This is a genomic window from Coprococcus sp. AF102-57, from assembly GCF_027686195.1.
GTDB classification, from domain to species: Bacteria; Bacillota; Clostridia; order Lachnospirales; family Lachnospiraceae; genus Allocoprococcus; species Allocoprococcus comes.
The window spans coordinates 137,736-152,380 of sequence record NZ_JAQCSY010000004.1 but is presented as its reverse complement, the minus strand read 5'-3'; the positions used below and the strand labels follow the sequence as shown (position 1 = coordinate 152,380).

Annotated in this window: 13 protein-coding genes; all 13 read left to right on the top strand. The window is 36.9% G+C overall.

Annotated features, from left to right (window positions below; all coding sequences use genetic code 11):
- Positions 1-29 precede the first annotated feature (29 nt).
- The 13 genes from PGZ10_RS04285 (at position 30) to PGZ10_RS04225 (ending at position 14,641) form a co-directional block, all read left to right on the top strand.
- Positions 30-1,034: a glycosyltransferase family 2 protein gene (locus tag PGZ10_RS04285; RefSeq protein WP_022220080.1), complete on the top strand. Its 1,005-nt coding sequence runs from the start codon at positions 30-32 to the stop codon at positions 1,032-1,034.
- Positions 1,035-1,048: 14 nt separating this feature from the next.
- On the top strand, positions 1,049-1,837 hold the full coding sequence (locus PGZ10_RS04280; RefSeq protein WP_022220079.1) for an ABC transporter permease: 789 nt from the start codon (positions 1,049-1,051) through the stop codon (positions 1,835-1,837).
- 11 nt (positions 1,838-1,848) lie between these two features.
- Complete coding sequence (locus PGZ10_RS04275; protein WP_055156532.1) at positions 1,849-2,589, top strand: ABC transporter ATP-binding protein; 741 nt, start codon at positions 1,849-1,851, stop codon at positions 2,587-2,589.
- 12 nt (positions 2,590-2,601) lie between these two features.
- Positions 2,602-4,407 (top strand): glycosyltransferase, encoded by a 1,806-nt coding sequence (locus PGZ10_RS04270; RefSeq protein ID WP_117835300.1) that lies wholly within the window; start codon positions 2,602-2,604, stop codon positions 4,405-4,407.
- Between the two features lie 3 nt (positions 4,408-4,410).
- Complete coding sequence (locus tag PGZ10_RS04265) at positions 4,411-6,240, top strand: glycosyltransferase family 2 protein (protein WP_117835299.1); 1,830 nt, start codon at positions 4,411-4,413, stop codon at positions 6,238-6,240.
- 42 nt (positions 6,241-6,282) lie between these two features.
- Positions 6,283-7,476, top strand: a complete 1,194-nt coding sequence (locus PGZ10_RS04260; RefSeq protein ID WP_055156569.1) for a DegT/DnrJ/EryC1/StrS family aminotransferase — start codon at positions 6,283-6,285, stop codon at positions 7,474-7,476.
- Positions 7,477-7,485: 9 nt separating this feature from the next.
- Entirely contained in the window at positions 7,486-8,166 is a 681-nt protein-coding gene (locus tag PGZ10_RS04255) for a sugar transferase (protein ID WP_117556352.1), read from the top strand.
- A 22-nt stretch (positions 8,167-8,188) separates the two neighbouring features.
- Positions 8,189-9,187, top strand: a complete 999-nt coding sequence (locus tag PGZ10_RS04250) for a glycosyltransferase family 2 protein (RefSeq protein WP_117823974.1) — start codon at positions 8,189-8,191, stop codon at positions 9,185-9,187.
- A gap of 17 nt (positions 9,188-9,204) precedes the next feature.
- Positions 9,205-10,302, top strand: coding sequence for a UDP-galactopyranose mutase (glf, locus tag PGZ10_RS04245; RefSeq protein ID WP_117556348.1), 1,098 nt, complete (start codon positions 9,205-9,207; stop codon positions 10,300-10,302).
- Positions 10,303-10,768: 466 nt separating this feature from the next.
- Positions 10,769-11,515, top strand: coding sequence for a hypothetical protein (locus PGZ10_RS04240; protein WP_117835297.1), 747 nt, complete (start codon positions 10,769-10,771; stop codon positions 11,513-11,515).
- A 15-nt stretch (positions 11,516-11,530) separates the two neighbouring features.
- The gene (locus PGZ10_RS04235) at positions 11,531-11,944 is read left to right on the top strand and encodes an acyltransferase family protein (RefSeq protein ID WP_201866714.1); all 414 of its coding nucleotides are present in this window, start codon (positions 11,531-11,533) and stop codon (positions 11,942-11,944) included.
- Positions 11,945-12,326: 382 nt separating this feature from the next.
- On the top strand, positions 12,327-12,551 hold the full coding sequence (locus PGZ10_RS04230; RefSeq protein ID WP_207659767.1) for a hypothetical protein: 225 nt from the start codon (positions 12,327-12,329) through the stop codon (positions 12,549-12,551).
- Between the two features lie 137 nt (positions 12,552-12,688).
- Positions 12,689-14,641 (top strand): LTA synthase family protein, encoded by a 1,953-nt coding sequence (locus PGZ10_RS04225; protein WP_182420302.1) that lies wholly within the window; start codon positions 12,689-12,691, stop codon positions 14,639-14,641.
- Positions 14,642-14,645: the final 4 nt, after the last annotated feature.

Genomic DNA, 14,645 nt, shown 5'->3' with positions numbered 1-14,645 from the left:
AAATAGTATTAAATCAGGTTAGGAGAACAATGGACGAGAAAATATTAACAGTAACTGTCCCAAGTTACAATGTGCAGGCATATCTGGAAGACTGTCTGGAATCCTTTGTGAATTCTGAAGTCATGGATGATATTGAAGTTTTGATCGTGAATGATGGTTCCAGCGATGATACTGCAACAATTGCGGAAAGATATGTTTCAAAGTATGAAAATACGTTCCGGTTGATCAATAAAGAAAACGGCGGACATGGTTCCACCATCAACACGGGAGCTCGTGAGGCAAGAGGAAAATATTTTAAAGTTGTTGATGGAGATGACTGGGTAGACACCAGAAGCTTCATCCGACTGGTGAAACTTTTAAAAGAAATTGATGCTGATATCGTTGCATCGAATTATACCTGGATCAACCATACGACACGGCTGCCGGAAAAGAGGCAGGAATATCCGTTTGAAAAAATCGAGTATAACAAGCTCTACCAGTTTGAGGAGATTGTTGGTAAGACCATCATAGATATGCATGCCACGACTGTGAAGACGGAGCTTTTCAGGAAAGCAAATGAACAGATTGATGAACACACTTTTTATGTAGATGTAGAGTTTATTGCATTTCCGATTCCTTACGTGAAGACAGTATATTTTATGGAAGACCCTGTTTACCAATATCGTCTGGGACTTCCGGGACAAAGTATGTCCATTGAAAAGATGCAGAAGAATCTGAAGAATCATCTGCGGGTTCTTATGCGGCTCAATCAGTACTGCAAAAAAGTCGAGAAGACGGCTCCAAAGGCAAATCTGGAGTATATCAGGGAATTGACAGCAACAATCCTTACCAGTCAGATGAAAATTTATATCAGCTTTCCTCTGAAGAATGGTATGCGAAAAGAAGCAATGAAATTAGATGCATATTTTTATCATAAAAACAGAGAAGTGTATGACAGAGTAAAGAATCCGGCAGTGTTGTTTTTACGGAAAACAAGATATGCTGCATTCCCGTTAGCTGTACTTGCATTTAAAGGCCGAAGAGATTCATATTAAATTGGAGAAGAATAATGAGCGTAACAAGAGATAGGATAAATACATTTTTTAGATATAAAGATTTATTAAGAGAACTGGTAGTCAGAGACGTGAAATTAAAATACAGAAGAAGTTTTCTGGGATATGTGTGGAGTATTTTGAATCCGCTGCTGATCATGCTTGTAATGACACTGGTATTTTCCCAAATGTTCCAGCGCGGAATCGAAAACTTTCCGGTTTACCTGCTGACAGGTCAGGCATTATTTGATTTTATGAATAATGCAACCCATATGTCTATGTATTCTGTGTTGGATAATGGAGCTTTGATCAAGAAAATATATGTACCTAAATATATTTTTACCTTATCAAAAGTAACAAGTTCCCTGATCGACCTTATTTTTTCAATGGGAGCATTGATTCTGGTTATGCTGATCACCAGAGCACCGTTTTCACCATATATCCTGCTTTTTCCATTGGTAGTGATTCCGCTGTATATCTTTGTATGCGGATTGGGCTTTTTCCTTTCTGCTGCGAATGTTTTCTTTCGAGATATTCAGTATATCTACAATGCCATCACAGTAGCATGGATGTATGTAACCCCAATGTTTTACCCGATCGAGCTGCTTCCGGACTGGCTCAGAAAGCTGGTAGAATACTGTAATCCAATGTTTTATTATATCCAGTTCTTCAGAGATCTTGTTTTATACAGACATTTTACAACTCCAAGAATCTTTATTGGTTGCTGGGTAATGGCTTTTATCATGCTGTCAATTGGACTTGGTGTATTTAAGAAAACACAGGATAACTTCATTTTATATATCTAGGAGAAGGGCGAATGAGCGAAGAATATATTGTAGATGTTGATAACCTGACGATTCGGTTCAACATGGCATCTGAAAAGGTAGATAACCTGAAAGAATATGTGATCAAACTGATCAAACACGAATTGATGTTCCAGGAATTTCTTGCGTTAAAAGATGTCAATTTAAAAGTAAAAAGAGGAGAGGCGTGGGGACTGATCGGAACAAACGGATCCGGAAAGTCAACGCTTTTAAAAGCCTGCTGTGGAATTTTAAAACCATACAAAGGTTCAGTTACTACAAAAGGGACCATTGCACCGTTGATTGAATTGGGTGCCGGGTTTGATATGAATATGACGGCTAGAGAAAATGTGTTTTTGAATGGAACTGTACTTGGACATTCAAGAAAATTTATGGAAGAGCATTTTGATGAAATTATTGAATTCGCAGAATTGCAGGATTTCTTGGATGTTCCGATTAAGAATTTTTCCTCTGGTATGCAGGCAAGACTTGGATTTGCAATAGCTACCATGGTGAGACCGGATATTCTCGTGGTTGATGAAATCTTATCCGTTGGTGATTACCAGTTCCAGCAGAAATGTTATGAGAGAATGGGGCAGATGTTGAGTGGAGGAACAACTCTGTTATATGTTTCTCATGATATAAATTCTGTCAGACAGTTATGTGATCATGCTATTTGGATTGACAAAGGAAATGTTCGAATGAGTGGTCTGGTAGAAGAAGTAACAACTGAATATATGCATATGAATCAGTAAGTGGTGAAAAGCATGATATTACAAAAAATTGTATGGAATCAACAGTCTGTTGAGGAACCAGAATTATACTATAAATTAAAAAACGGAATTAAGTCAGAGAGTGGAATATTGCTTAATGCAGGTGGTGAAGCAGATTTCTTGACATATATGAATATTTTTTCTGCTGAAAAATGGAGAAAGTATACAGGTATTCAATCGGTTTGTGTGTCTGTTAATTTTAAAGGAAAAATAAAGGTTGTCATATATGCCTTATCCTGCAAGAATAAAAAAGTATGTTCGAAGATAATTATGCAATTTCCAATGGAAAGCAAAGGCGAAGATTCCGTGAATACTCCAATATTTGCTTTACCGGAGAGTGGAGTAGTAGGTGTATCCATAATCGCTGAGGAGGATACAGCCCTCTATGCAGCAAGTTATATGACTGATGAAGAGAGGGAAAAGAAGGAAGTTAAAATAGGAATAGGCATTTGTACTTTCAAACGTGAGAAGTATGTTGAGCGAAATATGAAAGTATTAAAAGAAAATTTGCTTAACAATGAGAATGCCTTATCTTATGGACATTTGTCGGTATGCATATCCGATAATGGCGGTACATTAGTAAGAGAAAAAATCGAGGATGAACATATTCGCATTGTTAAGAATAAAAACCTTGGTGGAGTGGGTGGATTTACCAGAACTATGTTCGAACATATGCGAGATGATAGTATTACACATGTTTTATTGATGGATGACGATGCAGTGATTTCTCCTGAAGCGATAGAACGAACTTATACATTATTGACCCTGCTTAAAGAGAAATATAGAATGGCAGTAATCGGAGGCTCATTATTAAGAGAAGATTTGCCAACTCTGCAGTATGAATGTGGTGCCTGCTGGAATGATGGTGATATTGTTGCGAATAACCATAATTTTGACATGACACAATTAAAAAATGTTGTGATAAATGAGCAGATTCAAAAAGCAGAGTATACAGGCTGGTGGTATTCGTGTATTCCGGTTACGTTTATTAAGGAAATGCATTATCCTTTGCCGTTTTTTATCCATAGAGATGATATAGAATATGGATTGAGGGCAAAGGGGCAGTTTATTTTCTTAAATGGAATAACGATCTGGCATGAAGCTTTTGAAAATAAATTACCTGGTTTCCTGGAGTATTATGATGTCAGAAATCTGGCAATTACGAATGCAATCCATAATCCGCAGTTTGCTGCAAAGGATTTTAAAAAGATGCTTTTCGTGCAGGTCAGCAGTAATATCGGAAAATACAGATATAAATATGTGGATCTGAATTTGAAAGGTGCGGTTGATTTTTTAAGAGGTTTTAAGTGGTTTTATAATTCGGATACCTTAGGTGTGCATGATGGATTAAAAAAATATAATTATCAGTCTATGTCGGCAGAAGAATTTATAGGACATAATGGAATCAGGTCGGAAGATATGGATCCATGTGGTAGACCGGAGGCTGAACCACCGTGTAAATTAAAACGAATATTGATCATGTTGTCAATGAATGGTCATTTCCTGCCTGCATATAAAAACAGAGCGACAAAAGTAGCCAGACCAAATCCGAATATTTATGACTTGTTCCGCTGCAATGAGGTTGTGTATGCTGATGCAGCAGGAAATGCAATTTGTGTGAAGCGGAGCAGGATAGAACTACTAAAAGCATATATAAAAATGTTGAAAGTATTTCGATTAATAGATTTGCATTATGACAAGGTTTGTGAAGAATATAGAAAAAATCATTCGAAACTTGAAAGCAAGGATTTTTGGAGCAGTTATTTAGAGTTAAAAGAAGTACAAAATAAGGAGATGTAAACAATGGAGTTAAAATTACAAAGTATTCTATTTCCAGATAAAGAAGAATATACAGATAATGCCGATCTTTTTTATAAGGGTGGATTAGGAATCCGTGATGCTGAAGAAAAATGTTTTGTATTTTCAAAATATAGTGCATGTGATTTTGGGGCATATTTAAATGCCTTTTCTATGAAAAAATGGAAAAAACATACAAAAATCGGCAGAACGATGTTAAAGCTTGTAATTAAAGGTGACTTTGAACTGGTTCTGTCCGGATATCATAGAATTGAAAATTCGGCAAAAAGAAACGTTTTGTTAAAGAAAGAATACCATTGTGATCAAAAAGCAGAAATTATTGTTGATATTCCATCAAATAAGGACACATTGGTTGCATTTGAACTGCGTATGTATTCAGAGTGCTGTGTATATGGTGGCGGTTATTACGCTGAGGTAAATGAAAGTGATTTCAATGAAGTGAGACTTTCAATCGCAACGACAACATTTAAAAAAGAAGACTTTATTCGTAAAAATGTTAAAATGATCAAGGATGAAATTTTAACTCAGGATGATATCATTGGAAAAAATGTTTATCTTCACATCGTTGATAATGATGAGGGTCGAGTATTGTCGGCGGAAGAATTTGAAGGTCCGCATATTTATTATCACAGAAATAAAAATGTAGGCGGTTCAGGTGGATTTACACGAGGAATGATCGAATCTATTCGCCAGAAACCAAAGGCGACTCATGTATTATTGATGGATGATGATGTTGTTGTTTTATCAGAAAGTATAAAAAGAACATATTTATTATTGTTACTGGCAAAAGAAAAATATAAAGATTATATTATCAGTGGTGCCATGCTTTGTTATGAAGAGATGGATGTTTTCCATGAAGATGTGGGATTTTTAGGAGTAGATGGAGGACAGAATTCTTCAAAAGGTCATGGAAAAATTGTAGAGATGGCTGAAATGCTTCAAAAAGAGGAAGCAAAAACGAAAAAGGCTGATTCCTATGCTGGCTGGTGGTATTGTTGTGTACCGGTAACAATGATCGAGAAAAACGGATTTGCATTACCATTGTTTATCCGTGTTGATGATACGGAATTCAGTTTCCGTAATAATGCTAAATTTATTACCATGAACGGTATTTGCGTATGGCATATGGGCTTTACTTTAAAGTTCAATTATTTCATGGAATATTATCAAGTATTCCGTAACTTTTTGATTGAAGAGGCATGTAATCCGTCCAGAAACAGAAGAGAACGTATCTGGAAACGTTTTAATGGTATGTTTTTAACGGAAATACTGCGCTTTAATTATGATGCTGCAGAAATCATTGTTGATGCAATCAGAGATTATTTAAAAGGACCTGCTTTTATTGAAGCGGAAAAATGTCAGGAACGATTAAAAACAATGTCCGCAAAAAATGCAAATATGGCAGATCTTGCAGAATTTGATGAATATGGGGTGGATATTGATTCTATTTATCAAACAGATCACAGAAGTCTGAAGGATACCATTTTTTATCGTCTGACTTTTAATGGACAGTTTTTATGGCCAAAAAAATGGTTACGGAAAGGGCCGGCGGCGGTTGCTCATGACTGGTTCTATAATCCACAGAGACAATGCCTTGTAGATAGTGTCATTGCGATTAATCCAAATGCATATACTGCAGAAATTAGATATCTGGATAAGAAAAAATTCAGACAGGTCATGAAATACTATCTTGAAACAGTGAAGCGTTATAAAAAAATTCACAAAGAAGTAGATAAAGCGTATTATAACAGAAGAAAATATTTGACATCTTATAAGTTCTGGAAAGAGTATTTAGAATTAGAAAAGTATCAATAAAGATCTAAAATTTATGAAGAAAGAAGTTTTTTTATGAAAAACATGCATATCGCTTTCTCTCCTCCGGATATCACAGAGGAGGAGATAGCAGAAGTTGTGGATACTTTAAGAAGTGGCTGGATCACCACCGGACCAAAGACGAAGCTCTTTGAAAAGAAGCTGGCCGAGTATATGGGAACTAACCGGGTTGTTTGCCTGAATTCAGCCACAGCCTGTCTGGAGATGACTTTGCGTCTTCTGGGAATCGGACCTGGAGATGAAGTGATCACGACAGCCTATACCTATAGTGCCTCAGCAAGTGTTGTCTCACATGTGGGCGCAAAACTGGTTTTGATTGATGTGGCGAAAGATTCCTATGAGATGGATTATGAAAAACTGGCAGACGCTATCAATGAAAAGACGAAAGTCATAATTCCGGTAGATCTTGCCGGAATTATGTGTGACTATGATAAGATATTTGAAATTGTAGAAGCAAAGAAATCACTTTTCCATCCGGCAAATGAACTTCAGGAGAAGTTTGGCAGAGTGATTGTGGTGGCAGATGCTGCACATGCATTTGGCGCAGAGCGAAAAGGAAAGAAATGTGGACAGGCTGCAGATTTCACAAGCTTTTCCTTCCATGCAGTAAAGAATCTTACCACAGCGGAAGGAGGAGCAGTCACATGGCGCCCGATTGAAGGTGTGGATGATGATGACATTTATAAAAAATATATGCTCTTTTCACTGCATGGCCAGTCCAAGGATGCGCTTGCTAAGACGCAGCTTGGCGCATGGGAGTATGATGTTGTGGCACCTTATTTCAAATGCAATATGACCGATATCATGGCTTCTATTGGATTGGTACAGTTAAAGCGCTATGATGCATTATTGGCACGTCGTCGGGAAATCATAGGAATGTATGATAAAGCACTGGAAAGTCTTCCTGTGAGTGTACTGAATCATTTTGATACAGATCATAAGTCCAGCGGACATTTGTATCTGATCCGTGTTCAGGGAAAAATGCGGGAAGAGTGTAATGAGATCATTACGAAAATGGCAGAGCATGGCGTAGCAACGAATGTGCATTACAAACCGTTACCGTTGTTATCTGCATACAAAAATATGGGATTTGATATTAAAGATTATCCAAATGCTTATGCTTTATTTGAAAATGCAATTACATTACCGCTTCATACGAAACTTACCGATGAAGAGGTAAAATACGTGACAGATGTATTAAAGGAATGCATCGGATAGGAATGCTGTATGAGAAAATGGGAAGAACTTCCGAAGTTTATGAGAACGGACGAAGTAAAAAAATATTATGATATCCTGATCAGACATGAAAAAGAATTAAAATTAAAACGTTATTTTGACATTCTGCTTTCGATGATTTTGCTTGTCATTTTATCACCGATCATGTTAGTTATAAGTATTGCAATCAAGCTGGATTCACCGGGACCGGTAATTTACAGACAGGTTCGTGTAACACAGTACGGAAAGAAATTTTACATTTTAAAATTTCGTACTATGGTACAGAATGCAGACAAGATGGGAACTCAGATCACGATCAGTCAGGATGCAAGACTGACCCGTGTTGGAAAAGTGATCAGGGGATGCAGGATTGATGAATTTCCGCAGCTTATCAATGTACTTCGCGGAGAGATGAGTTTCGTCGGAACCAGACCGGAAGTTGTGAAATATGTGAAGGGTTATACGAAGGAAATGTATGCTACGCTTCTACTTCCGGCAGGAATTACTTCAAGAGCGAGTGTCTGCTATAAAGATGAAGGCGAGATGCTGGAACATGTAGAAGATGTCGATCACGCATATATTCATGAAGTGCTTCCGGAAAAGATGAGCTATAATCTGGAAGACCTGCGCAAATACAGTCTTTGGAGAGATTTTATGACAATGTTCATGACAGTTTTTGCGGTGTTGCGATAGGGCAAATTTATAGGAGAAGCATATGTTAGTATCAATTTGTACGATTGCGCGAAATGAAGAAGGATATCTTCCACATCTGCTGGATGATATTACAAAGCAGGATTTCCCGGCCGGACAGATCGAAGTTGTGATGGTAGACAGTGGTTCAAAAGATGGAACCAGAGGAATCATGGAAAACTTTGCAGAAAAAAATTCTCAGTTTTATAACTGCACTGTTACGGAGAATCCGGGAGATAACCAGGCATCCGGCTGGAATCAGGCAATCCGGACCTCAACGGGAGATATCATTATCCGGTTGGATGCCCATGGTCGTATTCCGACAGATTTTGTATCGAAAAATGTGGAATGCATGGAAAGCGGAGAAGATGTTACCGGAGGACCAAGACCAAATCTTCCGGAAAAGGACACACCGTGGCAGCGACTTCTTTTAAGTGCAGAAAGTTCAATGTTTGGAAGTGGGATTGCCGGTTTTCGCAGGAAAAATGAAAAGAAATACGTCAAGTCCATGTTTCATGCTGCTTATCGCAGGGAAGTATTTGAAAAAGTAGGCCTTTTCAATGAGAATCTTGGAAGGACAGAAGATAATGAAATGCATTACCGCATTCGCAAGGCGGGATACCGTCTGTGTTATGATCCACAGATCCATTCCTGGCAGTATGTGAGAAGTTCCGTTCCGGGAATGATGAAACAGAAATATGGAAATGGAGAATGGGTAGCGAGAACCTTAGGCGTGTGTCCGGGATGCCTTAGCATTTATCATTTTGTGCCATTTGCATTTGTACTTGCGATTATCGTAACAACGATTCTGGCAGCGGTGAAAAAGCCATTTCTTGCAATCACCATGTGGATCACATACTGGTGTGGTGCAATCGGTATGGCAGTGCTTGCGGTCAAAAATGAAGCTAAACATATCTGTCAGCTTTTACTTCCGGGAATCTTCTTTTTACTCCATTTGAGTTATGGAGTGGGAAGTGTTGTGGGAATGACAAAGATGATAAAAGATAAATTCACAAAGAAATAAAGAGAGGAATTAGTGTTATGAAGTACGATTATTTAGTAGTTGGATCAGGATTATACGGAGCAGTCTTTGCCTATGAAGCAAAGAAAAAAGGAAAAACCTGCCTGGTAATTGACAAACGTCCGCATATTGGTGGAAATATTTACTGTGAAAATATTGAAGGGATCAATGTTCATAAATACGGAGCACATATTTTTCACACATCCAACAAAAAGGTTTGGGATTACATCAATCAGTTCGCAGAGTTCAATAATTACATTAACTCACCGGTAGCAATTTACAAGGATGAGCTTTACAATCTGCCGTTCAACATGAATACATTCAGCAAAATGTGGAATATCAAGACACCGCAGGAAGCAAAAGATATGATCGCAAAACAGGTTGCAGAGACTGGAATCACAGAGCCGAAGAACCTGGAAGAACAGGGATTATCTCTTGTAGGAAAAGATGTATTTGAGAAATTGGTAAAAGGTTATACCGAAAAACAGTGGGGACGTGCCTGCAAAGACCTTCCGGCATTCATCATCAAACGTTTACCGGTAAGATTTACATTTGACAACAACTATTTCAATGACAGATATCAGGGAATCCCGATCGGAGGATATACAAAGATCATTGAAAAGATGCTGGACGGAATCGAAGTAAAGACAGATACCGATTACTTTGAATTTATCAAAGAAAATCCGGATATCGCAGAGAAGACACTGTTTACCGGAATGATTGATGAATATTTCGGATACAAGCTTGGAGCACTGGAATATCGTTCGGTAAGATTTGAGACAGAAGTACTTGATACAGATAACTATCAGGGAAATGCAGTTGTGAACTATACAGAAAGAGAAGTTCCTTATACACGTATTATCGAACACAAGCATTTTGAATTTGGAAAACAGGAAAAAACTGTTATCTCCAAAGAGTATTCTTCCGAATGGAAAGTAGGAATGGAACCGTATTATCCGGTAAATAACGAACAGAACAATAGGCTGTTTGAAGAATATAGAAAGCTTGCAGAGCAGGAAAAGAATGTGATCTTTGGTGGACGTCTTGGAAATTATAAGTATTATGATATGGATAAGGTAATTGAGGCGGCACTGGAGATGGTGGCTGAGGAATTATAAAAGGTTTGGATAAATCAGGATATGTTGCAAAGCATATCCTGATTTAAACTGTCTGTAAAGAGAGGAAATAAAATGAATTGGATAAAGTAAATTAACAATAAGGTAGAGGGGAAATGGATAAATTCATCTTATGAATTCAAATGTAATTTATCAGAAATATTTTTTCTTGGAATTTATGCCGTATGGCTGGTTTTGACTTACAGCTGGACAACGATGGCACATATTCCGTGGCCACCTTTTTTTATTTCTGTGTTCAGATAGGGATTGGACTGGTAGTATTGTTCCGGTATATGGTGATGAGACCAGTGGATATAAAGAAAATATTATTTGTATTTCTGATTATTGGATCATTTGTAATTGCAAGGAGATATTCTGGAGCTGATGATTGCTTGAAACGGGATTATTGATTGCAGGATATACAGGAGTTATCACGAATTTGGTTTACCATAGGAGAGATCAGGTGCGGATGTCATTTGGGTTTATTTATCCTACAGATTTTGCGGCGGGCATTGTTTTTATGATAACAGCATGGATTGTACTCCGACAGGCAAGATGCACATGGATAGAAATTGGAATGATGATAATCAGTGTGGTTCTGTTTGAAAAATATTGTGATGTACGGAATAGTGAAATTGTAATGATGATTTTGATTATATGTGTTGTTTATTTGAAAATTAGAAACAAATTAGCTGCAAAGAAAGGAAAGGGATATATACCATCACTATTACTAAAAATTTTATGTCTGGTGGCACCATATGGTTTAGCTGGATTTATGATCTTAGTATCAAGATTTTATCGACCAGATATAGAATGGATGGCAAAATTAAATACTCTTTTTTCAACGAGACTTTCTTTAGGAAAAGAAGTTTTTGACAGGTATGATGTTCAGATATGGGGACAGGGCATTCCAATGCGTGGAAATGGAGGATCAACAGAAGTGGTAGCAGACTATTTCTTTATTGATAGTTCTTATGTGAATATTTTGATGAGGTTAGGACTGGTGGTATTTATACTGGTTATGCTGATTATTTCAATTATAATGATCAAAAACTTAAATCTTCCATATATGTTAATGGCTATGGCAATTGTCTGCATTCATTCAGTAATGGAGCATCATATATTTGAAGCGTATTATGATGTGTTTTTGATGCTTCCGTTTGCGAATTTTGATGTGAAGGATATCGGAAAAAGACAGAGAAAATGTGGAAATTGAGTGGGGATAAATGTTATGAAAACAAAAAGTACCAGACTGCAATATATAGATATAGCTAAAGGGATAGCAATGATCTGTATTATATTAGGCCATTTAGGAAATGCCAGTATTAATCGAATTGTGTTTACATTTCATGTTCCTATTTTTTTCTTTATTACAGGATATTTTACGAATAAGAAGCGCGATTTGAATGGTTTTATAAAAAATAAGGCAAAAACATTGCTTGTTCCATATATAATAACCAGCATAGTCATAATCATTATTGGAACGTTAAAGGGCGTATGGTGGAAAATGCTTTTGATGAATTTCAAAACTGGTGTTATGCAGCTTTATATGGGGCAGGTGATACATATACAGAGCCATTCTGGATACCGGGAATTGGTGCAATATGGTTTTTGTGGGCAACTTTCTGGGGGAGTATTTTCTTGAGAATATCGTTCAAGTTTGATAAATATATTAGATTGTTATTTATAGTGGGTTTGTTTGCAGTAGGATATTTTTCAAGAAGAATATTTTGGTTTCCTTTTAGCATACAGGCAGGAGCATGTGCTACAATGTTCATTTATATGGGATATCTCTGGAGGGGCGCAAAGACTAAAATTAGTGAGTTGCCAAAGGAAGTGAAAATCTTTTCAGTTCTTTTTGCACTACTTACTTGGATTTCATTTATAAAAAATTTCCAATTGTTCTGGTTAGTGCATTGTGATATTGGACGAGGGATAATAGATATTTTTGGCTGTATATGTGCATGTGTGATTGTTATTTTAATCTCCAAATTATTGAGTGTAGGACGAAATATATTGGTGGAAGTTTGGCATATCTTGGAAGATATAGTTTGTTGATATTGTGTGTGCATATTGTAGAACTTGATCTTCTTCCGTGGTGGCAGATAACAGAAAAATATGTTGTGAATGGAATGTCAGCAAATATTCAGTTGATTTTGATTATTGCCGGTAAAGTGCTTTTAGATTTAGGGGGTGCATTTGTTTTATCAAAGATTACTTTGGTTAGAAAAATTTTTGGCTTTAAAAACTAAGTGTAAGTTATTAAGCAATGACAGAATAAAACATTTTTTAGAATTTGTATTGCTTGTGAATATTGCAATTTTTTTATATTTATGCTTTACTATATTATGTATGTTTGCAAATACTAAGTAAAGGAAATGAAAGGAAAATGAAAAAACCAAAGATAAAGAGTATCGGATATGGATTTTATTGTATTCTAATGATCATAATATCGGTTCTTGGATTTATTCTTTATAATCTGGGAAACTGGGTATTAGACACGTGGGGGCTGTTGTCTATCGATGAAATTATTTTTCATCTGAAAGTACCGCTTGATGGGACAAACTCAGATGTAGTACTGGATGGGATCAATGCATGTGTACCATTGGCAGTATTAGTATTATTTTTATCTATTTTCCTGATTATAGGATTAAGGAATAAGCATGGAAAATGTATGATTGCGTTATTTCTTGTAGCTGTGATTGCCTGTGGAAGTGCAGGTGAAGCAGCTTGTAAAGTATATGATGAACTGGATGTAAAAGAATATCTTGCGAGTCAGAAGAAAGAATCGCATTTTATTGAACAGAATTATGTGGATCCACGTACAACGAAGATTACATTTCCAGAACAAAAAAGAAATCTGATTTATATTTATCTGGAGTCGATGGAATCCACTTATGCGTCAAAAGAAGATGGCGGTGGAATGGATTTCAACTGTATTCCGGAATTGACGACTCTTGCAGAAGAAAATACTAATTTTTCCAATTCAGATAAATTGGGTGGTGGATATCCTGCGTATGGATGCACATGGACGATGGGAGGAATTTTCGCCCAGACATCTGGAATTCCAATAAAAAATACAGAAGATATTAGAAATGTGAATGAAGATATTAATGATACGTTAGCGCAGCAGACATCCTTTTCTTCAAAAGCAAAAAATTTAGAAGATATTTTATCAGAAGAAGGATATAATCAATATTTTATGATTGGATCAGATGCTACTTTTGGAGGAAGAAGAACATACTTTGAGAGCCATGGTAAAACAGAAATATTTGATTATACTACGGCGGTAGAAGAAGGAAAAATCCCAGAAGGTTATTGGGTATGGTGGGGGTATGAAGACAAAAAGTTATTTGAAAATGCAAAAGAAAAGTTAAGCGAAATAGGAATAAAGGATGAGCCATTTAATTTTACGATGTTGACGGTAGATACACATTTTGAAGACGGATATGTATGTGAGCAGTGCCAAAATGAATTTGGAGATAATCGATACGCAAATGTAATGGCATGTTCAAGCAGACAGGTTGATGCATTTGTTAAATGGATTCAGAAACAGCCGTTTTATGAGAACACAACAATTATAATAAGTGGGGATCATTTAACAATGGATTCTGATTTTTGTAATGATGTGAGTAACGATTATGAGAGAAGTGTATATAATGCATTTATAAATTTACCAGAAAATCTTGATACTTCTTTTGAAAAAACACATAATCGAGAATTTTCTACAATGGATATGTTTCCAACGACACTTGCAGCATTGGGAGCAGAGATTACAGGAGAGAAACTTGGTCTTGGTGTGAATTTATTTTCAGGTGTGGAGACTCTTACAGAACACTGCGGAAGAGAAAAATTAGATAAGGAACTGAAAAAGAAATCTACATTCTACGATATGCTGATTAACGATGTAGATATTAACATTTTGAAAAAGAAAAGAGCTGAAGAGGCTGAAAACCAGCAGGAGGAAAATACCGATAATCAGGACCAGCCAATGAATCAGCCAGATGCAGGTGTAGATACAAGTGGTATTGAAACGCCGGATGCATGGCAGGGGTATACGCAGGATAATTATCAGTATAATTATAATGACGGATCGAATGATTACTGGTATGACGGAGGAAATTCCTGGGACAATTCATGGAATGGAGGATATGATGATAATACTTATGTAGAACCAACACCAACGCCGGAACCAACTCCAGCTCCAACGCCGGAACCGACTCCAGTTCCAACGCCGGAACCGGATCCAGCGCCAGATCCGGAACCGGATCCAACACCAACCCCGGATCCTGGTGGAGGCGCAGAAAGCGAAGCAGGCGGAACAACTGAAAATGCAAATTAGAGAA

Bases quoted from the DNA above. Each gene is read 5' to 3' on its own strand.
- PGZ10_RS04285 (WP_022220080.1), top strand. From the start codon at position 30: ATGGACGAGAAAATATTAACAGTAACTGTCCCAAGTTACAATGTGCAG.
- PGZ10_RS04280 (WP_022220079.1), top strand. From the start codon at position 1,049: ATGAGCGTAACAAGAGATAGGATAAATACATTTTTTAGATATAAAGAT.
- PGZ10_RS04275 (WP_055156532.1), top strand. From the start codon at position 1,849: ATGAGCGAAGAATATATTGTAGATGTTGATAACCTGACGATTCGGTTC.
- PGZ10_RS04270 (WP_117835300.1), top strand. From the start codon at position 2,602: ATGATATTACAAAAAATTGTATGGAATCAACAGTCTGTTGAGGAACCA.
- PGZ10_RS04265 (WP_117835299.1), top strand. From the start codon at position 4,411: ATGGAGTTAAAATTACAAAGTATTCTATTTCCAGATAAAGAAGAATAT.
- PGZ10_RS04260 (WP_055156569.1), top strand. From the start codon at position 6,283: ATGCATATCGCTTTCTCTCCTCCGGATATCACAGAGGAGGAGATAGCA.
- PGZ10_RS04255 (WP_117556352.1), top strand. From the start codon at position 7,486: ATGAGAAAATGGGAAGAACTTCCGAAGTTTATGAGAACGGACGAAGTA.
- PGZ10_RS04250 (WP_117823974.1), top strand. From the start codon at position 8,189: ATGTTAGTATCAATTTGTACGATTGCGCGAAATGAAGAAGGATATCTT.
- glf (WP_117556348.1), top strand. From the start codon at position 9,205: ATGAAGTACGATTATTTAGTAGTTGGATCAGGATTATACGGAGCAGTC.
- PGZ10_RS04240 (WP_117835297.1), top strand. From the start codon at position 10,769: ATGTCATTTGGGTTTATTTATCCTACAGATTTTGCGGCGGGCATTGTT.
- PGZ10_RS04235 (WP_201866714.1), top strand. From the start codon at position 11,531: ATGAAAACAAAAAGTACCAGACTGCAATATATAGATATAGCTAAAGGG.
- PGZ10_RS04225 (WP_182420302.1), top strand. From the start codon at position 12,689: ATGAAAAAACCAAAGATAAAGAGTATCGGATATGGATTTTATTGTATT.